Raw genomic sequence first — 22,788 nt, 5'->3', positions numbered from 1 at the left:
CAGTCGTGCTATTCATGCGGGTTATGCGCCTAATCGGAGGCAGTATCGTCATGGTCAATAACGGAATGCTGAGATTCGATTGCCTTGGAGCCGCCGCGGGAAATCTGTTGGTTCTGATACTGCGAATATAGCTGACGATTCATCGCGGGTTTATAGACATTTTTATCGCGCTTGTCCTTCTTCTCCCCGCGGCTATTGCCAATGACCACGGCAATCCACGGCAAAGGAAAGGTCACGCCCACGATAATCGCCGCGAGCAGCCACCAATGCAGGTATAAAAAGACCCCGGCAATGAGCAGGGACGGCACGCGCAGGAATTGGAAAAATCCGTACCACAGCTCCCGGCGCCTGCGATCTTGTGCGGGCGAGAGCTTGGCATCCGTGATGAGAAAACGTTCCTTTTTGCCAAACACTTAAATTACGCACCTCCCTGGAGCGCGGCGCGTAACCCTACAAGAGGGGAGAGGAGAGCCGGCAATGGAGTGCGTAGAGTGTGCATATTCTCCAAGAGTAGACGCATGACTCGCAAAGTTCGATGCAGATGCGGCAAAATGGGGTGCGTGACTACGACTACGAAGACAATTGAACGGCCAGATATTCGTGAAGACACTTCGACGACGGATAATGACACGCCGAAGTTCTTCCACTACGTCAAAAAGGATCAGATACTCGATTCCGCGGTCAACGGCAAGTACGTCGTTGCCCTGTGCGGTGAGACCTTCCCGGTAACCAAACAAGCAAAGCCGGGCTCGCCGGTATGCCCCGATTGCGAACGCGTTTTTAAGGGTCTCCGCCGCAAGTGAGGACGTTTAAGAAGACGAACCTCCGCGCGTGGCAGCAATCAGCCCTCGATAAATTCCTCGCCACCAAGCCACAAGACTTTATGGCCGTGGCGACCCCAGGTGCGGGTAAGACCACCTTTGCTCTGCGCATCGCGACGGAACTCATGGAAGATCGCACGGTAGAGCGCGTCATCGTTGTGGTGCCGACCGAGCACCTGAAGACGCAGTGGTCTGCCGCCGCCGCGCGGGTGGGCTTGGCCTTGGATCCTGCCTTCACGAATTCCTCTGCGGTCAACCCCAGCATGGATGGCATCGTGGTGACCTATGCCCAAGTGGGCATGCACCCATTCAAGCACCGCGCCGTTGCCTCCGCGCGGCGCACCTTGGTGATCTTGGACGAGATCCACCACGCCGGTGATGCCAAAAGCTGGGGCGATGGCGTCAAGGAGGCCTACGACGACGTCAACCACCGCCTCGCGCTGACCGGTACGCCGTTTCGCTCCGATGAATCACCCATCCCCTTTGTGCGCTATGAGGACGATGGGGAAGGCCACAAGGTCTCGCGCGCCGACCACACTTACGATTACGGCGATGCGCTTGCCGATGGCGTCGTGCGCCCCGTCGTCTTCTTGTCCTACTCCGGCGAGGCGCGCTGGCGGGACTCCGCCGGGGAGGAGCACTCCGCGCGCCTGGGTGACATCATGAACGTGGAACAAACCGCGCGCGCCTGGCGCACCGCGCTCGATCCCAAGGGCGAATGGATCCCCGCCGTGCTGCAGGCGGCGCACACCCGCCTCATGCAGATGCGGCGCAATATGCCGGATGCCGGCGGGCTCGTGCTCGCTTCCGATACCACCACCGCCCGCGCCTACGCGAAAATCCTCAAGCAACTCTCCAATACCCCAGTCTCGGTCATTTTGTCCGATGACCCAGGCTCCTCGGACCGCATTCAAGAATTTGCGGACTCCACCGATGAATGGATGGTTGCCGTACGCATGGTGTCCGAGGGCGTTGACGTGCCCCGCCTCGCGGTGGGCGTTTACGCCACCTCCGCGTCAACCCCCTTGTTCTTCGCCCAGGCAATCGGCCGCTTCGTGCGCTCCCGCATGCCGGGTGAAACCGCCTCGGTATTCCTGCCCTCCGTCCCCGTGCTGCTCGGCCTTGCAGAGCACATGGAAAAATCCCGCGACCACGTCCTGGGCAAAGAAAAGACCGAGAAAGAAGGCTGGGACGACGAGCTACTCGAGCAGGCAAACCAGAAAAAGACCGAACCGGACATGCTGGAAAAGTCCTACGAGTCCTTAGGCGCCGAAGCCGAATTCTCTGGCCTGCTCTATAACGGATCGCAGTTTAATACCGGCGATATGACCTCTGATGAAGAAGCCGATTTCCTTGGCATCCCCGGGCTCCTCGATGCCGACCAGGTCAAAGACCTACTGCGCAAGAAGCAATCCGAGGAAATGGACCGTCGCGAGGCTGAGGAAAAAGCGCGCCGGGCAGCCGAGGCAGAAGAGGCCCACCGCCGCAAGATTTACGGCATGGGTCATGCGCCCGCCGCGAAGCAGCAAGAGTCCGATTCCGCAGAGGAAACCGGTGTGGTGGATGAGCTCGGCGCGCTGCGCAAGGAGCTCAACACGGTGGTCTCCATCGCTGCGCAAAGCTCTGGCCGGCCGCACGGTGCCATCCATACCGAGGTCCGCAAGGCCTGCGGTGGGCCGCCCACCGCGTTATGCAGCGCGGACCAACTGCGCGAGCGCATCAATTACTTGCGCAAGTGGTAGCGTGCCTCCTTGTGGCTGGTTGGCTGCTGGCCGGCTAGCTGGCGGCGCGCCGCTGTCGCCGCGCCAGCCCCGCAGGAGGGTAGTAGGCACATTAAAAGGCCGCACCACGGTGGTGCGGCCTTAATGCTGTGCGGGGCGGGCGATCTAGTTAGTCGAGATAATCGCGCAATACCTGCGAACGAGAGGGGTGGCGCAGCTTCGACATCGTCTTGGACTCGATCTGACGGATGCGCTCGCGGGTAACGCCGTAGACCTGGCCGATCTCGTCTAAAGTGCGCGGCATGCCATCGGTAAGCCCGAAGCGCAGGCGCACGACGCCAGCTTCGCGCTCAGACAACGTGGTCAGCACGTCCTGGAGCTGGTCCTGCAGCAACGTGAAGGACACGGCATCGACGGCGATGACGGCCTCAGAGTCCTCGATGAAGTCACCCAACTGAGAATCGCCCTCATCACCGATGGTCTGGTCCAGCGAGATGGGCTCACGCGCATACTGCTGAATTTCCATCACCTTTTCTTCGGTGATGTCCATTTCCTTTGCCAGCTCCTGCGGGGTGGGCTCGCGGCCCAAGTCCTGCAGCAGCTCGCGCTGGATGCGGCCCAGCTTGTTGATGACCTCCACCATGTGAACCGGGATGCGGATGGTGCGGGCCTGGTCAGCCATTGCGCGGGTAATGGCCTGGCGGATCCACCACGTGGCGTAGGTAGAGAACTTATAGCCCTTGGTGTAGTCGAACTTTTCCACCGCACGGATAAGGCCCAAGTTGCCTTCCTGGATAAGGTCCAAGAAAGCCATGCCGCGGCCGGTATAGCGCTTGGCTAAGGAGACCACAAGGCGAAGGTTGGCTTCCAACAGGTGGTTCTTAGCCTTGCGCCCGTCCCTTGCGATGCTGCGCAGGTCGCGCTTTTCCATGGGGGAGAGCTTGGCAGCCTTATCGCCCTCCGCGCGAGCCTTTTCCATCTCGTCCATGCGGTGCTGCGCGTACAGGCCAGCCTCGATGCGCTTTGCCAAAGAGACCTCCTGCTCAGCATTCAGCAGGGCAACCTTACCGATCTGCTTGAGGTACGCACGCACGGAGTCGGCGGAGGCGGTCAGCTGAGCATCCTTGCGTGCCTGGCGCAGGGCGACGGATTCTTCCTCATCCCAGACCGAGGATGTATCTTCTACTTCGTCCTCGTCTTCTTCTTCGCCCAACTCTTCCTGAATATCGTCTTCATCGAGGTCAGTGGGGGCATCGAATTCGTCCTCTTCGATGTCCTCATGGGTGGGGTCGAAGTCGACGTCTTCCGCAGGGGTGTCTTGCTCAACGGCGTCGAGCTGATCCTCTGCGTCCTCAGCTTCCGACGGTGCTTTCTCCGCGGAGTTTGCGGGGGAGTCTTGCGGTTCCGCCGCAGAGGCTCGCACGGTCTTTTTGACAGCTTTCTTGGCTGATTTCTTCGCTGACTTCTTGGCGGTCTTCTTAGCCGTTTTCTTGGCAGTCTTTTTCGCCGTCTTTTTAGCTGTCTTCTTGGCGGTTTTCTTCGCCGTTTTCTTTGCCGTCTTTTTGGCGGTCTTCTTTGCAGGAGTAGATGCCTCGACAGACTTATCGTCCTCGCCGAGTGCCTGGTCTGAAGAATCAGTGGCTGCCACGTACGCCCTTTCGACTTACTACTTGATGGGAATAGCTCACCGCACCCGCACAGGGTGGCAATAGCATTAAGAAATGCTAGCGGGTGTAGGCCTTATGCAGGTCAGACACGCCCGAGAGCCATGCAATTTTGGATCGACCGCCCAGTATAGGCGATTTTTGCACAATGCCGGTAGATAGGGTTACTGCAACGGCGATTTTATGGCTCTAGGCCTTCTAATACCGCCATCGCTGCACCTACAATACCCGCACGATTTTGCAACTGTGCAGGCATTACGGGGGTATCAATAGTTAAGTGGGGGCCCCATTTGTGGAATTTGCGAGATATGCCACCCCCGATGAGGAAAGCCTGGGGATTAAATAATTTCTCGTATTCCTGCAGCACACGATTGAGCCGAGGCGCCCACTCCTTGTACTTCAGTCCTTCGCGTTCCTTGGCGGCGGAGGACGCAATCGCCTCGGCCTCGTCAGTTCCCACCATGAGGTGGCCAAGCTCAGTATTGGGGAAGAGCTGACCGTTGAGGAAGAAGGCTGACCCGATGCCGGTTCCCAGCGTCAAAAAGATGACGGATCCGGTTTTGGCCAACTCGTTTCCATACGCGACTTCCGCAAGGCCTGCGGCATCGGCATCATTTAAGACCACAAAGTCAACGTCTAGATAACGCGAAAACAACTCGGTGGTATCCACGCCTATCCACTCAGGTGAGATATTGGCAGCGGAGTGCACCGTGTGGTTCGACACCACCGAGGGCAAGGTGATGCCGACGGGCTTGTCCCACTCTTTTTCGCGCACAATTTGGGCGACCACCGTGGCTACCTCATGTGGTGTGGATGGCTGTGGGGTAGGGATCTTCAGCCGCGGGCCCACGAATTCACCGTTTTTGAGGTCGACTTCTGCGCCCTTAATGCCTGAGCCGCCGATATCGATGCCAAATGAGTGGCCAGTATGAGTAGTCATGCTCGCAAGTGTAGAAGAAGGCACAATGGTTGGCATGGATCATGACATAGATTTTCTGCAGCTGCGAGATTTTGCGGAATCTACCGCCGTGCGCGCGGCCGCACTTATCCGCACGCACCGCGCCGACTTGGTTGCTGGAGACGGTATTGCGGCACATACCCAGACAAAATCGAGCGCCGTCGACCCGGTGACGGAGGTCGATACCGCCACCGAGGAGTTTATTACGCGCACGATTAAGGAAAGCCGCCCTGGCGATGGCCTATTAGGTGAGGAAGGCGCGAGCTTCGACGGGACGACCGGGGTCAGGTGGATTGTGGACCCCATCGACGGCACGGTCAATTTCCTTTACGGCATTCCGGACTACGCGGTCTCCATCGGCGCGGAATACGATGGCCGCCTGGTAGCAGGCGCTGTGGTCAATGTGGCGCGGGGGCAGGTGTATTCCGCAGCGGCCGGCGAAGGTGCCACGGTTGCCACTGCGGATGGCACGCGGTCTTCGCTACGGTGCGGTGAACAAGATGACCCCGCGCTTTCCTTGGTTGCGACGGGATTTGGCTATGGCGCACAGCGGCGCAAGCAACAGGCGGAGCTGCTGACCAAGTTGCTGCCGCAGGTCCGCGATATCCGCCGCATTGGAGCAGCCGCCCTCGATCTGTGCCGCGTGGCCGAGGGGAGCGTAGATGCCTATTTTGAGCACGGCATTAACGCTTGGGATTTTGCCGCCGGTGCTCTCATTGCCCGCGAGGCGGGTGCGAAGGTCCATCACCCAGGGCTGGACAAGGGGTCCGCTGATGGTGAATTAACCTGGGCCGCGGGGGTGAATTTGGCACCCGCATTTGAGGATCTTTTGGCAGGACATGGCGCTAAGGAAGCGATGCGGGGGTGAAGGATCTTAGAATTTCTTAGCAGCGGGATGACATATCGGTGTTTGTCCTTTACTATGCGCGATCGATAAACAACTATTCCTAAAGCAAATCGACTTATAGGGGCGTGCAGTATGGCCACCGATTATGACGCACCGCGCCGCGGTGCAGAAGACGAACTTGAAACTGACTCTTTAGAGGGACTGAAAGCAGCTGAACCCGAAAGCAACGGCATGGATGACGATGGCGAAATCGTCGAAGCATTCCAACCGCCATCAGTTGACCTCACCGGCGAAGAGCTCAACGTACAGGTCGTTCCCCGTCAAGAAGACGAATTTACCTGCGGCTCCTGCTTTTTGGTCCAGTCCAATAAGCGTTATTCGCACGAAGAAGATGGCATGCCCATCTGTAAGGATTGTGCCTAAGCAGCCAGTATTGGCCTAGCTAGCCGTTACTGCGCACAACCCAAATAAAGATTCACCCCCGCCGCAGTTTGCACAGGCAAACGCGGCGGGGGTGAAGTTTTCCTTTTTAGCAGACACCCAATGTGCGCGGGACCTAACTCCCTGGGACTTCTCTTTTCGGGGGCAGGCCCCCTCAGCTATCCTGTTCTATCTAAGGCTGCTCGTCATTGCTCTTCTTATCCGGTGTGCTCCCTTGCTTTCGTCGCTTCTCCCATAGATATCGACGAACCAAGAAGATGGGCAGCACTAGAACGAAGTAAAAAGCCATGTATCCCACTACATGAAGGACGATGCCGTCAGAGCTCACTTCGCTCCAAGAGACTCCTTCCACGTTGGAGGAGGACACTCCCCGCCAACCGGTTACTTGACTGACGTAGAATTCAGCGATGACCATGAGCGGCAGTATCACGAAGGAAAACCACCACGGAGGTATCCAGGGTTTCCCATCTTTCTGAGTTCTGCCTAAAGCTCCTCCGAAACCCATGAAGCTTAAGCGTGCTGCTCCGGTAGGAAGGCGCGGAGCAGTTGGTCTGGATCTTTCGAGGCAATGAGCCAATATGGGGTGTCATCCTCAGGATCATTGAGGACCATCATGGCGTGCTCGTCAATCCAGGCATGAGAGACCAAGAATGCGGCCGGATCGAATTGCGGGCCCAGCGCGTTATGGCGAGCAGACTTTGGAACGGTAATCGAACGAGAGACAACCTCATTGGGTAGCTGTGCGTCTTTGACGAGCAGCCACCGCGTTCCATCTTCATCTTGTTCTACTTGAACAACGGTCCCAGACCACGTGATGAGCACCCAGATAGCGATGGCGCCGAGCAGGACTGCGGGAATGATGGTCCACCACACAGAGCGGTTGAGACCTGCCGTAGCTGAGGTTAAAGCCACAACGATGGCTGCAAAAATCCAGAAGTACCACGGCACCCATTGGCGTTCGCGATACAACACTTTCGGGGCAGCGGGTTGAGGAGCAGAAATATCAGACACGCCTAGGCATTCTAGTCCACTCCACGCACAGAATGAACCGACTGGGGCAGGTAGGATTGGCTAAGTGACTGATTCGAATTCGCTACCGCAGGAACAAACGCCAGTAGGAGACGTCAAAATTAAGCGCCTCGATAAAGAGCTGCCGATGCCATTTCGGGCGCATCGGGGTGACGCCGGCGCCGATCTTTACGCTGCCGAGGCGCTTACCCTCCAACCTGGCGAACGCGCCCTCGTCGGCACCGGTATTGCCATGGCCTTGCCGCTGGGCACCGTGGGATTAATTCACCCGCGATCCGGACTGGCAGCTAAACATGGGCTGTCCATTGTCAATACGCCGGGTACCGTGGATGCTGACTACCGCGGGGAGATCAAGGTGTGCCTGATTAACCACGATCCCCACACCCCGATCGAGATCGAGCGCGGCATGCGCATCGCTCAACTCGTGGTACAGCGCGTAGAACTAATGGATTTTAGCGAAGTAGAAGACTTGGATGAGACCGTCCGCGGTACCGGCGGCTACGGATCAACCGGCGTATAGGAAGGATTACAAAATGGGCATTTGGCCATTTGGCAAAAAGAAAAACGATGACGGCCGGAAAGAAGAGCCGGAAAACCCTCAACAATCGCAGCCACAAGAGCCTGCCGCTGATTCCGCAGGATCGGCTTCGGCTGAATCGAGTTCCTTTGCATCCGTAAAAGATACGGCTGCCGACGCCGCCGCAGCCTCGGGACAGGTGCCAACGGAGTTTGCCCACGACGCCGTAAATGGCGAAACCGGCCCCTTTGATGGCGATTCCGTCAATATCGAAGACTTTGACTTCTCTGATTCTTCCATCGGAATCTTGGACCTTGGCTCGATGCGCATCCCGCTGCCAAAGGATTCCCAAGTCCAGGTAGAAATGGGCGAACAAGGCCCGAAGATGCTGCACATTGTCACGAAGGCGGGCCGTATTACTCCCGTTGCCTTCGCAGCGCCGCGAAAGCCTGGCCAGTGGGCAGAATCCGTGGAAGAAATCAAGGAAGGCATGAGCCGCGATGGGCTATCCGTCACCACGGAGCAAGGCCCTTGGGGGCTGGAGATCGTCGGCAAGAATGACAACGGTCAGCTCCGCGTCATTGGCGCCGAAGGCCCGCGGTGGATGATGCGCTTGACTCTTGCGGCACCTACCGGCCTTGAAGAGGATTTGGCGCAGATCGCGCGCGATGTAGCATCGCGCACCTTTGTCTACCGCGGTGAGGATCCTATTTTGGCGGGCAACGCACTGCCGGTCATCATGCCCAAGCAGCTGGTGGAGCAGGTCAAACAAGCCATGGAAAAGCGCCAGCAGGAACAAGCAGGCGCAAATTCCCAGGCGCAGGCGGCCCAAGGCCACCCAGAAAACGGGGTAGGCGGCCCCGATCCCGCAGCTGAGGCGGAAGCCGAAAAGCAGCTGCGCGATTTGGGCGCGCAGCCACGCAAGGGGGAGAATGAATCTCCTACACATGACAAAGACAAGGGGTCTAACCCCGATTCCGATAAGTAAGTAAAGCAGAACGCTACGTGAGTAACTCTTTGCCGGAGCCGCAGGCTCCTCAGCTAGGCGACGACCAGGACCGCGATAATGAGCCAACTCTGTTGGAACAAATGGGAGGCCTTCCCGGCCTGGTTGCGGCCACGTTGCCCATTGTCGTCCTTATTCCAGTTAATAGCCTTTACGGCCTTACCCCAGCGCTCATCTCCGCGCTGGGTGTGGCGGTAGTGATCGCGATCTGGCGCATTGTTCGCAAACAGACCATCCAGCCGGCCATTTCTGGCCTTATCGGGGTGGCCATTTGCGCCGCCATCGCCTGGTTTACCGGCGATGCCAAAGGCTACTTCTTATACGGCATTTGGATGTCGCTGGCCCTGTTTATCGCCGCGGCGCTATCCATCCTTTTCCGGTGGCCGGCCGTTGGCGTTATCTGGAAGGGCTTGAACGGCGATGATATGGCCTGGCAAAAGGTAAAGCTTGCGCGCAGGGCGTATTCCATCGCCACCGCTGGGTGGGCCGTCATCTTCTTGGCGCGGTTTATCATCCAGCGGGCGATTTATGATGCTGGGGAGACGACCGCCTTGGGCATTACCAGGATCGTCATGGGCTGGCCCTTGACACTGTTGGTGACCGCATTAACCGTGTGGATGGTGCGCCGCGCAGATGCCGCAGTAGAAGCGGCAGAAAATGCCGGGCTTGCCACAAGTTCAGATCGCAGTACACAAGAGTTCGAGGCAGAAAATGAATGAGCCAGCACTATCTCGCGGAGACACCCTGGAAGTCACCATCGACCGCATGGCGCATGGTGGACTTGGCATTGGCCACGCCCCGGACGGGCGCGTCGTCTTTGTCCCTCGGGCTTTTCCGGGGGACACGGTCCGCGCAACCGCGGGTAAGGTGAAAAAGTCCTTTATCAAGGGCGAGCTCGATAGCATAGTTGCTGCGGGTGAGCTGCGCGTACCCAGTAGCTGTCCCGCAGCAGAGCTAGGCGCCGGGTGCTGCGATTTTGCCGAGTTGGATCCCGCAGCGGAACCAGCCATCGAGATGGGCGTTCTCCGCGAACAGTTGCGCCGCAGCGGCATAGAAGGGCTCGAATCCCTCGCTATTGAACAACACGACCTGCCGCCGGTACGAGGCTGGCGGACGAGGGTCCGGTTGGGCGTCGACAAGCAAGGCCGCGCCGGATTGCGGAAGTACCGCTCGAATGAGCTGGTGACTTCTGTCGGTTGTACCCAATTAGCAGATGGCTTGATTGATGGTTTGGTAGGCGACGGTGCGCGGCGTTTTACCCCGGGGGCTGAAATTGTCGCGGTTCTCGATGGCGCGGGTAACCGGCATGTGGTGGAAACACGTAAGGCCCCGCGGGGCAGGCGCGTGGAGACCATTCGCGAGGTCATCGAGGGCTCTGGCACCGTGGTCGAACACGTCAATGGCCGCGTGTTTTCCTTTCCTGCCACGGCCTTTTGGCAAGCGCATGTGGCGGCGCCGGAACTCTATAGCGCTGTGGCGGGGCAGTGGCTGGCCGGCCGGGATTACCAGCACAAGACCGCCTGGGACTTGTACGGCGGGGTCGGATTATTCGCGCCCGCGTTGTCTGATGCCACCGGTGGAAAAGTCATTTCCGTGGACTATTCGCCCGCGGCAACGGCGTCTACACAGCCGGGGCTGCGCGATATCGATATCGCAGTAAAATCCGCCAGGGTAGAACAAGTTGCAGCGCAATTGCCCCAACCTGGTGCCGTGGTGCTCGATCCGCCGCGAACTGGGGCGGGCGAGCAGGTTATCCGCGCCGTGGCGGGGGCAAAGCCGCAGGCCGTGGTGCATGTGGGATGCGATCCTGCCACCTTTGCCCGCGATCTATCCCTGTGGCACCGCGCTGGGTACAAGCCTGAGAAAATGGCGCTAATCAATGCCTTTCCTGGCACCCATCACTTTGAGGTTATCGCTCTTATTACCCCAGATAAGGAAGCGAATAAGTCGGCGCAGGACGCCGTTTAACGCGAAAATACCTCGCCTGAAGTATAGAGCCGATATAAAAGAAAATACGGACCACGGGTACGGTGGATAGGAAGAACTAAGCACAGAAGGAGTTGAAGGCCGCTCCATGACTATCTTGGATACCATAAACTCGCCGCAAGACCTGAAGGCACTGCCTGCAGATAAGTTGGAGGAACTTGCGGCGGATATTCGCCAGCGCCTCATCGATAAGGTATCGGTGACCGGTGGGCACTTGGGGCCCAATTTGGGCGTGGTGGAATTGACCATTGCGCTGCACCGGGTCTTTGATTCCCCGCGCGAGCCCATCATCTTCGATACCTCCCACCAGTCTTATGTGCACAAGATGCTCACTGGCCGCACGGCCCAATTCGATACCCTGCGCCAAAAGGGCGGCCTGTCCGGTTATACGGACCGCGGTGAGTCCGAGCACGACTGGACAGAATCCTCGCATGCTTCCGCCTCGCTATCGACGGTGGATGGACTCTCTAAGGCCTTCAAGATTCGCGGGGAAGGCCACCGCAACGTCATCGGCATCGTCGGCGATGGCGCCTTGACCGGCGGCATGTGCTGGGAAGCGCTCAATAATATCTCTGAAGATAAAAAGCGCAATGCGGTCATCGTGGTCAACGACAACGGCCGCAGCTATTCGCCCACGATTGGCGGCATTTCTGAAAACCTGGGGCGCATTCGTTCCCAGCACGGCTACGACGAGCTCATGGAGCAGGGCAAGCGCCGCCTGAAGTCCATGGGGTGGGTAGGCGAGCGTGCCTTTGATGCACTCCACGCCATGAAGGAAGGCGTCAAGTCCACCGTCTTGCCCACGGAGATTTTCCCTGAGCTGGGCATTAAATACATTGGTCCCATTTACGGCCATGACATCGATGGTTTGGTGCATGCGCTTTCCTATGCCCGCGATTATGAGGGCCCCATCATCGTGCATGTGGTCACGGAAAAAGGCCACGGGTTCGCGCCTGCGGTCAATGAGCCGAAGGATCAGATGCACTCGACGGGCGCTATCGACCCAGTGACCGGCGTTGCCAAGGGCACCAAGCAGCCGGGGTGGACGGCCGCATTTTCTGAAGAATTGATTGCGGCGGCGGAAAAGCGCGATGACATCGTTGCAATCACCGCAGCCATGGCGGGTCCTACGGGGCTGGCCCCCTTCCAGGAGCGCTTCCCGGATCGGTTCTTTGACGTGGGCATCGCCGAGCAGCATGCGATGGCCTCTGCCTCCGGTTTGGCTTTGGGTGGGATGCACCCCGTGGTGGCTGTGTATTCCACGTTCCTCAACCGGGCCGTGGATCAAGTCATCATGGATATTGCCTTGCTCAAGCTGCCGGTGACCATCGTGCTCGACCGCGCCGGTGTGACGGGCTCTGATGGCGCCTCCCACAACGGCATTTGGGATATGTCCTTAATGAGCATCGTCCCAGGTATGCACATCGCCGCCCCGCGCGATGGTGCGCGCCTGCGCGAGCTCTTCCACGAGTCGCTGGACATTGATTCTGGGCCCTCGGTTGTCCGGTTCCCCAAGGGAAACTTGCTGCCCGATATGGAAGCCGTGGATACGCTTGCCGATGGCGTCGATATCCTCTACTACGGCGAGGCCGACGCGGGCGAAGATATCCCCGAGGTCCTCATCGTTTCTATCGGTGCGATGTCCGCGCGCAGCATCAAGGCAGCGCAAGAGCTGGAGAAGCAGGGTCTTAACGTCACGGTTATTGACCCACGGTGGGTCGCCCCGGTGGCTAGTTCCGTTATCGCTATGGCGGCAGATCACGATCTGGTGGTGACGGTAGAAGACGGCCTCATTCGCGGCGGCATCGGGTCCATGATTGCTGAGGCTCTTGGCGCGGCCGAGGTGGATACCCCAGTCCGCCGCCTCGGCGTTCCTGGGTATTTCCCCAAGCACGGCTCCCGCGGCGAGGTATTGGAAGAGTTCGGCCTAAGCCCAGAGCTCATTTCTGCATCGATTACCGAGTGGGTAGAAAACCTGACCGCTTAATGCGGCTGGGAAAATAGGCTCGCGATCAACGCTGGTGCAACGAGGTTCACCTGCCACGACCGCGCGCCTTCGTGCTCTAGGAAGGCGGGCACGTCGCCTGGCTGGCTGATGGTTCCGCTCCCGCCAATGGCCGCCCACACGGTGGCGCGGAGGATAGCGGGGCGAAGCAGCAGCTCCGATGGCAACCCGAGTTCTTCGGCGATATTCCCAACGGCGGCGCGGATCTGCTGATAATCCTCCCACAGTTCTGGATACTCCCTGGACCACACCGATTTTGAAGGAACGGTTCTTTCCTCATGAAGCGGGCCCGGGCGCCCGCGCGGTGGAATATTCTGGGACTGCTGCACGGCCAGCAACCAGCGGTGCGCGACGCCTTTGCTCCGCCGCGGAAACCCCTTGATGCGGGTGAGCTGCGGCTGCGTGCTGGGCTGGATCCGGGCTATCTCTACCAGTACCTTATTGGGCAGCACGCGCCCCGGCGCGGTATCGGTTCGCCGGCTAATATCATCGCGCAGTTTCCACAAAGACTGAGCCGCGGCGCGCTGCTTCCCATTCTTTAAGCTCGATACTCCCTTGATATCGCGCCAAGAGCCTGGCTGCGGGGCGGTGTCGTGTGCATGCTTGGCGACGATCGCCGCGCACTCCTCCAGCATCCACTCCAGCTTTTCTTGTTCAGCCAAGATATCGCGCAGCGTCGTGGCTAGTTCCAGCAGGAGCTCGACATCGAGCGCGGCATAAGCGCGCATTTCTTCACTCAACCGCGGGATGGACCAGTCATCGTCGCCGTGGCCTTTCTCCAGCTGGACATCGAAAAGCTCCGCGATAATGGCGCCCAAATTGGTGCGGTGAAAGCCGGCAAACCGGGCGGCTAATTCCGTATCGAAGATGGTGCCGGGGAAAAGCCCCAACCACCCAAGAGAGGGGAGATCCGAGGGGGCGGCGTGAATGATCCAGTGCTGCCCATTGAGCACTGGGGCCAGCGCCTGGGTTAACTCCGCGCGGTGGCCTTCTGGGGCGAAGAGCATCGTCCCAGCGCCGCGCCGACGTATCTGGATGAGAAAGGCGCGGTCATCATATCGGTAGCCTGAGGCGCGCTCGGTATCGATGGCAAAGGCCCCGGTACCCGCCTGCAACCGCGCGGCGGCCTCGGCAAATTCCGCCGGGGTGGATAAAACCTTCGGAATACCCTCTTTCGGACGCTCCCGAAATTCCACCATCTTAGCGGCCGAGCTCAGTAACGCCTTCAGGCGGCAGGCCCGCGACGTTGGCTAATACTTGTGCAAAGGCCTGCACGTGCGGTGCTAAATCTAGTCCCTCCGCTGTCCACGAAGCGCGCATTTCAATCTGATAAGCGCGCGGGGGACCGCCGATCTCCCCGAAGCGGACCGAGGCGGTGGAGGTGACGGTGCCGCCGAGGTTGGTAAGCTCTGCACCCTCTTTTTCTAAGCCTTCATTGAGCCACTGCCAGGCGACGTCCGGCAGCAGCGGATCTCCTGCAACCGAATCATCCATATCGGCCTGGATATACGCCACCAAGCGCATAGCGCCCTCCCAGGCCTCTTCTGCACCCGGGTCATGGAGGAGGATGAGGCGTCCGAAGGCATCGCCCTCTGAATCGGTGGCAATTATATCGGGCTCCTCTTCCGTGCCCACCTCGAGGCCAATGGCGTGGCTAAAGGGGGCTAGCCGCTGCGGTGGGCGAATGGACCCGAGGCTAATCTCAGGGCGAAGAGTGGCCGCGTGCATGGACTCTACCGCCTGAGTAAAAGCCGGTGGCGTCGTCGGCTCTTGTGCCTCATCGTTGCGGCGTAGGGAGGTAAAGGTTGCGCCATCTCCGGAGTTGCCTCCGGCATTCTTACCGGCGCTGGGCGTGGTCGATTCGGAATTACTCACCTTGATAAAGCTATAGTTTCGCTACCTTGAGCTGGCGGAGGCGCGCCGATAGTGGGAGGCACACAGGGGAGAGGGATGACAATCGGTGTAACTCCAACTTATGATGGATTTGTCCGAATATTCGAATAAGCTTCTGCAAAGGAGAAGGCAATGGCGAAGCTCGATTTCAAGGAACTCAACGAGGTACAGCAGTACTCCCAACACGCCGTTTTTAAGGTGATCCCAGGCGGCCTGGGCACCGAGCGCGAGGAGATCATCTCCCAAGCCCAAGAATTCTTTGCGGAGCTAGAAAAGGACAATAAGGTCACCGTTCGCGGCGTCTACGATCTGACCGCGATGCGCGATTCCGCAGACTTCATGATCTGGTGGCACGCCGAGGAATTTTCCGATATCCAAAAGGCCTTTGGCGATTTCCGCCGAGAGACCACTTTGGGCCAGGTAAGCGAGGTGACCTGGATTGGAAACGCCTTGCACCGGCCGGCCGAGTTCAATAAATCCCACCTGCCTTCCTTCATCATGGGGGAAGAGCCCAAGGAGTGGATTTCCGTCTACCCATTCGTGCGTTCGTATGACTGGTACACGATGGAAGAAGAAAAGCGTCGCCGCATCCTGATGGAACACGGCATGCAGGCACGCGACTACCCCGACGTGCGCGCCAATACGGTGCCGGCATTCGCGCTCGGTGACTACGAGTGGGTGCTAGCCTTCGAGGCCGACGAGCTGCACCGCATCGTGGACCTGATGTACAAGATGCGCTATACCGAAGCCCGCCACCACGTTCGCGAGGAAATTCCTTTCCACACCGGACGCCGCGTAAAAGACATCGCGGAACTCATCAAGGTTCTGCCTTAAGTCTTGATACAAAACAGCGCTGGGGGCAGCCTTTATAGGTGCTCCCAGCGCTGTCATTTCATCTCACTGCGCGGAGTAGTGAAATCCTAGTTTTCCTCGACGGGCTTTTCTTCCAAGTTCAAGGAAATTGAGTTGATGCAGTAGCGCAGGTCGGTCGGGGTATCGTAGCCTTCGCCTTCGAAAACGTGACCCAAGTGGGACTCGCAGTTGGCGCACAGAACCTCGATGCGGCGCATGCCCAGGGAGTTATCTTCTCGCTCGATAATCTTGTCACCGGCTAGCGGGGAGAAGAAGGACGGCCAACCGCAGTGGGAATCAAACTTCTCGGTGGAACGGAATAGCTCCTCGCCGCAGGCCTTGCAGGAGTAGACACCTTCCGTGGTGGTGTCGGTGTATTTGCCCACGTGCGGTGGCTCCGTGCCAGCTTCGCGCAATACGTAATATTCTTCGGGGCTAAGGCGCTTTTGCCAGTCGGCATCAGCAATGAGCTTAAAATCAGTCATGACTTTAAGTTTAATCCTTTATTTGCGTGGCACGCCACCATCCGGCAACGCAGGCGAAGGTGATGACGATGAGCAGGCTCCACCCCACGGTGCCGGAGAAGAAGTTCATCCACCGCCCAGCATCCGGGTGCGCGTGCGACGTCCACGACACAGGCGCCAAGAACAGGAACGCGGCCACCCATGCGCCCACTGAGTGAAAGACGGAGCGCGGCAGGACCACGGTGAATATTAGCGGGAATAGCCACATTGAATAATATTGCTGTCCTAGCGAGGACAAGAAGAAGATCCCCACCATAATCGCGCCACTCGTCGTCAGCGCCCAAAACACCGGTTCGGATTGTCGCCACCGCAGTAGCCCAAGCACCGCGCAGCCGACCAAAGCGGCAAAGATTATCCACACCACCCAGTAGAGGACGGGGCTAAATTCCACATAGGCGCGTAATCCCGCCCAGGAGGAATTGGCATAATCGCGGGTCGTGGACAGATAGGGCACAAGCTTGTCCAGGTAACCGCTTGCACCGGGCACCAGCGGCCACGCGAGGACGTTAAGCACCACCGGAATCCCCAGCCCCGCGAGGAGGTTGCGCCACTGCAGTTTGACTAGGGGTAAGAAGAGGAGGGGCGCGAATTGGGGCTTAATCAAAATGGCTAGCCCAATGGCTATACCGGAAACCCACGCGAGCTGCGGGGTGCGTTCTGCTTCTATAAAAGCCCACAGGAAAAACGCCATGCAAAATAAGAGCACACCGTTGATATTGGTAAACGCCAAAGTATTGGTGACAGATTCCGTGGCGAAGGCTAAAGCAATTGAGACCGGAAAGATCGGTGAGGTGAGCTTTCTACCTACCACGTGGGTCAGTAGCGCCAGTGCGGCGATAATGGCAACCGCGTTGACCACGATGAAAAGGCCGCGCGCTGGGCCGAAATCGAGCCACGCTAAAGGCGATAAGAAGAGCGTGGCGCCCGGGGTGTAGAGATACAACGGATCCACATGGTTATAGGCCTGCTCATACACCGGAATACCGTCAACCATGCGCCTTAGCGCGCTATAGACCGTCGTGAAATCATCAGTCAGCGTCCCATTGCGCGCGACGATGAAAACGCGCTGAATGACGAGGAGAACGGCAATAGGCCATGCGGCGGCGTTTATTCGAGCAGACACGACCTTTTAGTCTACGGGTTCAGACGCGCGCGAGTATCGCAGAAACACCGTGCTATCAGTATCTGCAGCAATATTTTCTAGGTGCATTCGGCGGTGGGAGTGCGTGCCATGAAAGGTAGCCACGGGCTTTTCCACGCCGGTGGACAGGTGGGGATCCAAGGTGAGATACATCTGGTCGATGGCATCGACATGCACCAGCTGGCCGAGCATTCCTGGCCCACCCTCGCAGAGGATGCGTTGAAATCCACGCTCCCGCAATACGCGGAGATAGTCCTGCATGGTGCCTTCACCTGCATCGATTACCTCTGCGCCTGCCGCCTCAAGGGGGCCTTGCCTTGTGGAGACCTCCGGGTTCTGCAGCGCCGCGTGGGGGACAAGGAAGATCGGGGCGGTGGTGAAGTAGGTTAAGAATTTCGAGTTCGGATCAAACTTCAAGCTTTGCGTGGGTACGGCAATGGGGGCGGGAGGCGAATCGGGAGAGTGTTGCTCTACTCCCGAATAATCTTCTGACCTGACCGTTTGCCCACCCACAAAAACAACGTCCGCCCAGCCACGCAGGGCCTGGAAAAGCTTTCCATCGGTGTCATTGCCCATGGCCTCAGAAAGGTCGTTGATGGTGGCAGACCCGGTGAGGGTAGAAACCATATTGGCCCGGAGGGCGGGTAGGTCAGTGGGCTCGGGCCCTAAAAGCGAAGCTATGTCCATGTCCTGCCAGTGTAATGGTTGTGCGAGCCTGAAGGGTCCCGTTAATTACACCAGCCGAATGAGTACAACACCGGTTAAGAGGAGGGCAATGCCAAGGACCTGGCGGGATTTAATGGGGGCGCCGCTTACGCGGTCAATGATGAGCGAGCCCAACATCGAGCCAAGCAGGCCGGCGACGACGGTGAGGCCAGTACCAATCTGCGGAACGAGGGCGGCGTTGCCGAAGATGAAAAGCGCGCCCAATACACCGCCTATCCACATCCACCACGGGTTGGGTTTTCCTTCTGGGCGCTCGATGCGGGGGCGCCAACGCAACACGATATTGACGATGACCAGGGCGGTAACGCCGACGGCGAAAGATACCAGCGCAGCGCTGACCGGAGAGCCCGTGACCTGGCCCAGATGTCCGTTGATAGCGGATTGGCTGGCGGTAAAACAGCCAAAGATAAACCCGGCAAGCCGCCAGAGCCACAGGGCGGTCGCGGAATCCTCACTACTTGTTGCCGCGCTCGGGGTAGCTACCACTGCAATCACGCCGACAAGCACGATAATGGCACCGATGGCGCGCACTGCCGTGAGGGAAGATTGAGGGGACTCGAAGAGTCCGAAGTGGTCAACTATAAGGCCCATGATGACTTGCCCAGCAATGGGTAAGACCACAGTCTGTACCGCGCCTAAGTGTGGAAAGAGAAGAATATTTCCGGTCAGAGCCACAACTCCCAGCAAACCGCCGAACCAAATCCAGAGTGGTTCATCAAAAGCCTGCGCAATGCCGTAATCCCCGCCGGTAATGGCCGTGGCCACGATAAGCAGGGTGACCGTTCCCACGGCGAAGGAAATCATCGAGGAGGAAAACGGGGTACCGGTGGAGGCGCGAAGGCGGGTATTGACCAGCGTTTGTATCGGTAAGACCAGACCAGCAAGAATTCCCAAAAGTATCCACAACACGAGTGGACACTTTACTCAGATAAGACAAAAAGCCCACTTGAATGGGAAAGCCCACCTAAGCGAAGAAAATTAAGCTTAAGTGGGCGGTGGTGGTCCTAACTGGGATTGAACCAGTGACCTTTCCGGTGTGAACGGAACGCTCTCCCACTGAGCTATAGGACCTTGCGGGGGATAAATTTACACCCGGTGCGTTCCATTTTCCTAATTGGCTGGATGGAGGGCGTGGAAGATGGGGGTTAAAGATGAAAGGCCTAGTAAGGCTGACGCGCGGGTTAAATGACACCTCTGCAATTCACAGCGCCGATAAGTGAGTGATTTACGCCGCGCAATAGGTGTGCTGGGCTGGGGATTTGGAAACTGGCAGGGAGCACGATAATGTTTGTTCACGCACCGCAAAGCATGAAGCACTGCGGCGCGATGCGGATGTAGCGCAGTTGGTAGCGCATCACCTTGCCAAGGTGAGGGTCGCGAGTTCGAGTCTCGTCATCCGCTCCACACTTTTCTAGAGGGTATTATGCCACCGAGGAAAGTGGAACTAAATGAATAGCGCGCGATTAGCTCAGTGGGAGAGCGCTTCCCTGACACGGAAGAGGTCACTGGTTCAATCCCAGTATCGCGCACAAGGACTTTGTCCTAGAAACCGGGCCTGGTTTCGCATGCGGATGTAGCGCAGTTGGTAGCGCATCACCTTGCCAAGGTGAGGGTCGCGAGTTCGAGTCTCGTCATCCGCTCCAGCACTGTATTGTGTGAGGCGGTATCGCCACGGTGGAATGGCCGAGTGGTGAGGCAACGGTCTGCAAAACCGTGCACACGGGTTCGATTCCCGTTTCCACCTCAACTTAATGCCTCTTTGGGCATTGGGCGCGATTAGCTCAGTGGGAGAGCGCTTCCCTGACACGGAAGAGGTCACTGGTTCAATCCCAGTATCGCGCACAAGGACTTTGTCCTAGAAACCGGGCCTGGTTTCGCATGCGGATGTAGCGCAGTTGGTAGCGCATCACCTTGCCAAGGTGAGGGTCGCGAGTTCGAGTCTCGTCATCCGCTCCATTCAAGCCGCCTTGTTAGCAAGGCGGCTTTTTTGTATCTGGCACACCCCACTCTTCTGAAGTGATGGAGATCGCAGACTTTTTCGCTTCGGTGCGGAACTATAGAGATACTGTTACCGACTCTTGAAGAGACACACTGATGACCACGATTGTCACCAAGCCATTCGGTGGGATTAGGATGTCTTTGCATGCACACGCAAAATTCAGAACTGAAGGAGCTGAAAATGAGCCATCGCGTACCTTGGTTGCGCCGCACGGCAGTGGCAGTGGGAGCTACCGCGCTTATCGTCGGCGGATCCGCACCCGTAGCACTGGCGCACGATTCCGTCGTGGGCGGAACTGTGAAGGAGGGCGACCAGCTCGAGGAGTTTCCTGAGGAAATCACCTTGGAGTTCTCCGGCATTCCAAAGGACCAGTTCAACACCTTTGCGGTAACCAATAAGGACACTGGGGAACAGATCTTTAGCCAGGAGCCGGAGCTAGATGAACGCGATCTGACGATCACGACTCCAGATGATGTCGATCCCGGCCCAGGTAACTACCAGGTGGGTTACAACATCACCTCCTCGGATGGACACGCCACGCGCGGTGGGGTCTCATTTACGGTCACAGGTGGGGATAGCGATGACGCTTCCTCCACCGACGCTGCAGATGCAGATGGAGCTGCAGATTCTTCGAGCGATATGCCCACCTCGGTGAAAATCATCCTGGGAGTGGGCGGTGTGCTGGCCATAGCGGCCGTTCTGGCTTTGTTGATCGCAAAAACCCGTCGAAACGACTCGAAAGGTCACAAATAATGACGAAGAAAATTTCCCGCCTGATTGCCGGCGTATCCCTCAGTGCCGTGGTTCTTGCCGGTTGCTCCCCAGATAACGAGAACGATTCCAGCAACTCGGACTCGACTTCAGCTGCATCTTCGACTGCAGAAGCCAGCGAATCCACTGCGGCAGCGGATAAGGACCTGACCTTCGAGGACGCCGTTGTCCGCGCCAACGAAGACAAGGATATGACCGCCATCTTCGGTACGTTGGTCAACCACTCGGATAAAGACATCGAGATCGCCGGTTTCTCCACGAGCCTGGACGCAGAGATGAACCAGATTCACGAGACCGTCGATGGCCAGATGCGCGAAAAGTCCAGCCCCTTGGTTGTCAAGGCCGGCGAGAGCCACGAGCTTGCTCCTGGCGGCGACCACTTCATGCTGATGGGCATGAAGGAGGGCATCATGCCTGGTGATTCCCTCGAGATGACGGTCACCCTGTCTGACGGCGAGGAGCTTGACCTGGGCACCATCCAGGCCCGCACCATGGGCGCTGGCGATGAGGACTACGGCGACATGGAGGGCATGGACCACGGTCACGCGGGCCACGATCACTCCGATCACGCCGGCCATGACCACTCCGGTCACGATCACTCTGGCCACGACCACTCCAGCAAGGACGACGAGAAAGAAAACCACAAGCACTAATTATGACGGGATTCAGCAGAAGGGGATTTCTCACCGGCGCTGCAGTGTCTACCAGCGCCATTGCGCTGGTGGGATGCAACTCGGATAAATCAACACCACACGCTCAAGCGGAGGAGCAGCCCCCGCTTGCCGATGCCACCGTGGCTTTCGACGGCCCACACCAGGCCGGCATTGACACGCCGGAGCAAGCGCACCTGAACTTGGTGGGCTTTGATCTTAAAGAGGGCATCGGCAAGCAGGGCTTTGCCCGGCTGATGAAGCTGTGGACTGAGGACGCGCGAGCGCTGTGCACGGGCCAGCCGCCGTTGGGGACCTTGGAACCGGAAATGGTGCGCCAGCCTGCGAACCTCACCATTACGTGTGGGCTGGGCGAGCGCATTTTCTCCCTGCTGGGCGTGGATAAGCCGGAGTGGCTTGGCGATGTCCGTGCCTATTCCCGCGACCAATTAGAAGACAAGTGGGGCCAAACTGACATCGTCCTGCAAATCTGCAGCGATGACCCGCTGATGAATACTTATGCGCTCCGGCACATGGTGCGCTCAGGCGAGCACTATGCCGAAGTTAGCTGGCTGCAGCAGGGCTTTATCAACGCCTACGGCAGCCACGAAAAGGGTGCGACCGCGCGCAATATGTTTGGCCAAAAAGATGGCACCGTAAACCCGCGCGGCGATGAACAATTCGCGGAGCAGGTCTGGATCGAGGATGGCCCGAAGTGGCAGCAGGGTGGTGCGGCCATGGTGGTGCGCCGCATCCGCATGAACCTCGATACCTGGGAAAAGCTGGACCGCTCCTCCCGCGAAAATGCGGTGGGGCGCAAGCTGGAAAATGGGGCACCGCTTACGGGTGATAAGGAATTCGATGAGGCGGACTTTAAGGCCACGGATGAGTATGGCCTGCCCGTCATTGATAAGAACTCCCACATGGCGCGCGCGACTGCGCCCAAGGACCACCCGGAGCAAAAGATCTTGCGCCGCCCCTATAATTACGAGCTGCCGCCGGATGACAAGGATGGCCAACTATCCAATATTGGCCAGATTTTCATCTGTTACCAGCAGGATCCCACCAAGCAATTCGAACCCATCCAGGCGCGCCTTGATGAGGCGGACCTGTTGAATGAGTGGCTTACCCACATCGGTTCGGCGATGTATTTCTGCCCTCCGGGAACTAAAGGCAGCGATGGCAAAGAAACGTGGTGGGCGGAATCGCTTTGCACGCATGCTGGCCTGTAGAATGA

Annotated in this window: 24 protein-coding genes and 7 tRNA genes; 19 read left to right on the top strand and 12 right to left on the bottom strand. The window is 58.3% G+C overall.

Annotation, left to right across the window (positions count from 1 at the left end; genetic code table 11):
- Positions 1-29 precede the first annotated feature (29 nt).
- Positions 30-413 carry a DUF3099 domain-containing protein gene (locus ACLI1Q_RS07380; RefSeq protein ID WP_023028868.1) on the bottom strand — a complete coding sequence of 128 codons (384 nt, stop codon included), beginning with the start codon at positions 411-413 and terminating at the stop codon, positions 30-32.
- Between the two features lie 138 nt (positions 414-551).
- Between ACLI1Q_RS07380 and ACLI1Q_RS07375 the strand changes: the two genes are divergently transcribed.
- Complete coding sequence (locus ACLI1Q_RS07375; RefSeq protein ID WP_005278940.1) at positions 552-803, top strand: DUF3039 domain-containing protein; 252 nt, start codon at positions 552-554, stop codon at positions 801-803.
- Positions 800-2,563: a DEAD/DEAH box helicase gene (locus ACLI1Q_RS07370; RefSeq protein WP_239269828.1), complete on the top strand. Its 1,764-nt coding sequence runs from the start codon at positions 800-802 to the stop codon at positions 2,561-2,563. Before ACLI1Q_RS07375 ends, ACLI1Q_RS07370 begins: the two co-directional genes overlap by 4 nt.
- Before the next feature lie 148 nt (positions 2,564-2,711).
- On the opposite strand, the gene ACLI1Q_RS07365 is transcribed toward ACLI1Q_RS07370, so the two are convergent.
- On the bottom strand, positions 2,712-4,190 hold the full coding sequence (locus ACLI1Q_RS07365) for an RNA polymerase sigma factor (RefSeq protein ID WP_239269827.1): 1,479 nt from the start codon (positions 4,188-4,190) through the stop codon (positions 2,712-2,714).
- A 197-nt stretch (positions 4,191-4,387) separates the two neighbouring features.
- Positions 4,388-5,146, bottom strand: a complete 759-nt coding sequence (gene ppgK / locus ACLI1Q_RS07360) for a polyphosphate--glucose phosphotransferase (RefSeq protein WP_239269826.1) — start codon at positions 5,144-5,146, stop codon at positions 4,388-4,390.
- Between ppgK and ACLI1Q_RS07355 the strand changes: the two genes are divergently transcribed.
- Positions 5,145-6,032 carry an inositol monophosphatase family protein gene (locus tag ACLI1Q_RS07355; protein WP_239269825.1) on the top strand — a complete coding sequence of 296 codons (888 nt, stop codon included), beginning with the start codon at positions 5,145-5,147 and terminating at the stop codon, positions 6,030-6,032. The genes ppgK and ACLI1Q_RS07355 overlap by 2 nt on opposite strands.
- Positions 6,033-6,143: 111 nt before the next feature.
- Complete coding sequence (locus tag ACLI1Q_RS07350; protein WP_005278945.1) at positions 6,144-6,434, top strand: DUF4193 domain-containing protein; 291 nt, start codon at positions 6,144-6,146, stop codon at positions 6,432-6,434.
- Positions 6,435-6,624: 190 nt separating this feature from the next.
- Here the strand turns inward: ACLI1Q_RS07350 and ACLI1Q_RS07345 are convergent, their stop codons facing one another.
- Entirely contained in the window at positions 6,625-6,867 is a 243-nt protein-coding gene (locus ACLI1Q_RS07345; protein WP_239269824.1) for a cell division protein FtsW, read from the bottom strand.
- Positions 6,868-6,962: 95 nt separating this feature from the next.
- Complete coding sequence (locus ACLI1Q_RS07340) at positions 6,963-7,424, bottom strand: DUF3093 domain-containing protein (RefSeq protein WP_005278947.1); 462 nt, start codon at positions 7,422-7,424, stop codon at positions 6,963-6,965.
- A gap of 103 nt (positions 7,425-7,527) precedes the next feature.
- Here ACLI1Q_RS07340 and dut point away from each other — a divergent pair, with 103 nt between their 5' ends.
- The 5 genes from dut (at position 7,528) to dxs (ending at position 12,977) form a co-directional block, all read left to right on the top strand.
- A complete protein-coding gene (dut, locus tag ACLI1Q_RS07335) occupies positions 7,528-8,001 on the top strand; it encodes a dUTP diphosphatase (RefSeq protein WP_284849651.1) in 474 nt (157 codons plus the stop codon).
- Positions 8,002-8,014: 13 nt separating this feature from the next.
- Complete coding sequence (locus tag ACLI1Q_RS07330) at positions 8,015-8,986, top strand: DUF3710 domain-containing protein (protein ID WP_284849652.1); 972 nt, start codon at positions 8,015-8,017, stop codon at positions 8,984-8,986.
- A 29-nt stretch (positions 8,987-9,015) separates the two neighbouring features.
- Positions 9,016-9,723, top strand: coding sequence for a DUF3159 domain-containing protein (locus ACLI1Q_RS07325; RefSeq protein ID WP_284849661.1), 708 nt, complete (start codon positions 9,016-9,018; stop codon positions 9,721-9,723).
- A complete protein-coding gene (locus tag ACLI1Q_RS07320; protein WP_284849653.1) occupies positions 9,716-10,972 on the top strand; it encodes a class I SAM-dependent RNA methyltransferase in 1,257 nt (418 codons plus the stop codon). The genes ACLI1Q_RS07325 and ACLI1Q_RS07320 overlap by 8 nt, the downstream gene beginning before the upstream one ends.
- Before the next feature lie 106 nt (positions 10,973-11,078).
- Positions 11,079-12,977 (top strand): 1-deoxy-D-xylulose-5-phosphate synthase, encoded by a 1,899-nt coding sequence (gene dxs, locus ACLI1Q_RS07315; protein WP_284849654.1) that lies wholly within the window; start codon positions 11,079-11,081, stop codon positions 12,975-12,977.
- Here the strand turns inward: dxs and ACLI1Q_RS07310 are convergent.
- Positions 12,974-14,194, bottom strand: coding sequence for an HRDC domain-containing protein (locus ACLI1Q_RS07310; protein WP_411696938.1), 1,221 nt, complete (start codon positions 14,192-14,194; stop codon positions 12,974-12,976). The two genes, dxs and ACLI1Q_RS07310, sit on opposite strands and share 4 nt — an antisense overlap.
- Before the next feature lies 1 nt (position 14,195).
- Complete coding sequence (locus tag ACLI1Q_RS07305) at positions 14,196-14,870, bottom strand: DUF3000 domain-containing protein (protein ID WP_284771470.1); 675 nt, start codon at positions 14,868-14,870, stop codon at positions 14,196-14,198.
- Between the two features lie 150 nt (positions 14,871-15,020).
- Between ACLI1Q_RS07305 and hemQ the strand changes: the two genes are divergently transcribed.
- Complete coding sequence (hemQ, locus tag ACLI1Q_RS07300; protein WP_284771471.1) at positions 15,021-15,722, top strand: hydrogen peroxide-dependent heme synthase; 702 nt, start codon at positions 15,021-15,023, stop codon at positions 15,720-15,722.
- An 86-nt stretch (positions 15,723-15,808) separates the two neighbouring features.
- On the opposite strand, the gene msrB is transcribed toward hemQ, so the two are convergent.
- From msrB to ACLI1Q_RS07275, 5 genes are all read right to left on the bottom strand, one after another.
- Positions 15,809-16,225, bottom strand: coding sequence for a peptide-methionine (R)-S-oxide reductase MsrB (gene msrB / locus ACLI1Q_RS07295; protein WP_005278963.1), 417 nt, complete (start codon positions 16,223-16,225; stop codon positions 15,809-15,811).
- Between the two features lie 10 nt (positions 16,226-16,235).
- Positions 16,236-17,387 (bottom strand): glycosyltransferase family 87 protein, encoded by a 1,152-nt coding sequence (locus ACLI1Q_RS07290; RefSeq protein ID WP_284771472.1) that lies wholly within the window; start codon positions 17,385-17,387, stop codon positions 16,236-16,238.
- Positions 17,388-17,393: 6 nt separating this feature from the next.
- Positions 17,394-18,092, bottom strand: coding sequence for a pyrimidine reductase family protein (locus ACLI1Q_RS07285; protein ID WP_284771473.1), 699 nt, complete (start codon positions 18,090-18,092; stop codon positions 17,394-17,396).
- A gap of 45 nt (positions 18,093-18,137) precedes the next feature.
- The gene (locus ACLI1Q_RS07280; RefSeq protein WP_239269816.1) at positions 18,138-19,040 is read right to left on the bottom strand and encodes a DMT family transporter; all 903 of its coding nucleotides are present in this window, start codon (positions 19,038-19,040) and stop codon (positions 18,138-18,140) included.
- Between the two features lie 87 nt (positions 19,041-19,127).
- Positions 19,128-19,202: transfer RNA gene (locus tag ACLI1Q_RS07275), tRNA-Val, on the bottom strand.
- Between the two features lie 257 nt (positions 19,203-19,459).
- On the opposite strand from ACLI1Q_RS07275, the gene ACLI1Q_RS07270 reads away from it, so the two are divergent.
- The 9 genes from ACLI1Q_RS07270 to ACLI1Q_RS07230 all read left to right on the top strand — a co-directional run bounded on the left by ACLI1Q_RS07270 (position 19,460) and on the right by ACLI1Q_RS07230 (position 22,783).
- Positions 19,460-19,535: transfer RNA gene (locus ACLI1Q_RS07270), tRNA-Gly, on the top strand.
- 53 nt (positions 19,536-19,588) lie between these two features.
- Positions 19,589-19,660: transfer RNA gene (locus ACLI1Q_RS07265), tRNA-Val, on the top strand.
- A gap of 38 nt (positions 19,661-19,698) precedes the next feature.
- A tRNA-Gly gene (locus ACLI1Q_RS07260) sits at positions 19,699-19,774 on the top strand.
- A gap of 30 nt (positions 19,775-19,804) precedes the next feature.
- A tRNA-Cys gene (locus tag ACLI1Q_RS07255) sits at positions 19,805-19,875 on the top strand.
- A 26-nt stretch (positions 19,876-19,901) separates the two neighbouring features.
- Positions 19,902-19,973 (top strand) — tRNA-Val (locus ACLI1Q_RS07250).
- A 38-nt stretch (positions 19,974-20,011) separates the two neighbouring features.
- A tRNA-Gly gene (locus tag ACLI1Q_RS07245) sits at positions 20,012-20,087 on the top strand.
- 223 nt (positions 20,088-20,310) lie between these two features.
- Positions 20,311-20,883 (top strand): copper resistance protein CopC, encoded by a 573-nt coding sequence (locus ACLI1Q_RS07240; protein ID WP_239268297.1) that lies wholly within the window; start codon positions 20,311-20,313, stop codon positions 20,881-20,883.
- Complete coding sequence (locus ACLI1Q_RS07235) at positions 20,883-21,554, top strand: copper chaperone PCu(A)C (protein WP_239268296.1); 672 nt, start codon at positions 20,883-20,885, stop codon at positions 21,552-21,554. The genes ACLI1Q_RS07240 and ACLI1Q_RS07235 overlap by 1 nt, the downstream gene beginning before the upstream one ends.
- A gap of 2 nt (positions 21,555-21,556) precedes the next feature.
- On the top strand, positions 21,557-22,783 hold the full coding sequence (locus ACLI1Q_RS07230) for a Dyp-type peroxidase (RefSeq protein ID WP_239268293.1): 1,227 nt from the start codon (positions 21,557-21,559) through the stop codon (positions 22,781-22,783).
- The last annotated feature ends 5 nt before the right edge of the window (positions 22,784-22,788 follow it).

It is taken from the genome of Corynebacterium limaceinasi (assembly GCF_046717465.1).
Classification (GTDB): Bacteria; Actinomycetota; Actinomycetes; order Mycobacteriales; family Mycobacteriaceae; genus Corynebacterium.
Note: the sequence above shows the minus strand (reverse complement) of the source record. Positions and strands in the feature narration are given on the sequence as shown.

Bases quoted from the DNA above. Each gene is read 5' to 3' on its own strand.
- ACLI1Q_RS07375 (WP_005278940.1), top strand. From the start codon at position 552: ATGGGGTGCGTGACTACGACTACGAAGACAATTGAACGGCCAGATATT.
- ppgK (WP_239269826.1), bottom strand. From the start codon at position 5,146: ATGACTACTCATACTGGCCACTCATTTGGCATCGATATCGGCGGCTCA.
- ACLI1Q_RS07330 (WP_284849652.1), top strand. From the start codon at position 8,015: ATGGGCATTTGGCCATTTGGCAAAAAGAAAAACGATGACGGCCGGAAA.
- ACLI1Q_RS07240 (WP_239268297.1), top strand. From the start codon at position 20,311: ATGAGCCATCGCGTACCTTGGTTGCGCCGCACGGCAGTGGCAGTGGGA.
- dxs (WP_284849654.1), top strand. From the start codon at position 11,079: ATGACTATCTTGGATACCATAAACTCGCCGCAAGACCTGAAGGCACTG.
- ACLI1Q_RS07230 (WP_239268293.1), top strand. From the start codon at position 21,557: ATGACGGGATTCAGCAGAAGGGGATTTCTCACCGGCGCTGCAGTGTCT.
- hemQ (WP_284771471.1), top strand. From the start codon at position 15,021: ATGGCGAAGCTCGATTTCAAGGAACTCAACGAGGTACAGCAGTACTCC.
- ACLI1Q_RS07355 (WP_239269825.1), top strand. From the start codon at position 5,145: ATGCTCGCAAGTGTAGAAGAAGGCACAATGGTTGGCATGGATCATGAC.
- ACLI1Q_RS07235 (WP_239268296.1), top strand. From the start codon at position 20,883: ATGACGAAGAAAATTTCCCGCCTGATTGCCGGCGTATCCCTCAGTGCC.
- ACLI1Q_RS07310 (WP_411696938.1), bottom strand. From the start codon at position 14,194: ATGGTGGAATTTCGGGAGCGTCCGAAAGAGGGTATTCCGAAGGTTTTA.
- ACLI1Q_RS07345 (WP_239269824.1), bottom strand. From the start codon at position 6,867: ATGGTCATCGCTGAATTCTACGTCAGTCAAGTAACCGGTTGGCGGGGA.
- ACLI1Q_RS07320 (WP_284849653.1), top strand. From the start codon at position 9,716: ATGAATGAGCCAGCACTATCTCGCGGAGACACCCTGGAAGTCACCATC.
- msrB (WP_005278963.1), bottom strand. From the start codon at position 16,225: ATGACTGATTTTAAGCTCATTGCTGATGCCGACTGGCAAAAGCGCCTT.
- ACLI1Q_RS07350 (WP_005278945.1), top strand. From the start codon at position 6,144: ATGGCCACCGATTATGACGCACCGCGCCGCGGTGCAGAAGACGAACTT.
- ACLI1Q_RS07285 (WP_284771473.1), bottom strand. From the start codon at position 18,092: ATGGACATAGCTTCGCTTTTAGGGCCCGAGCCCACTGACCTACCCGCC.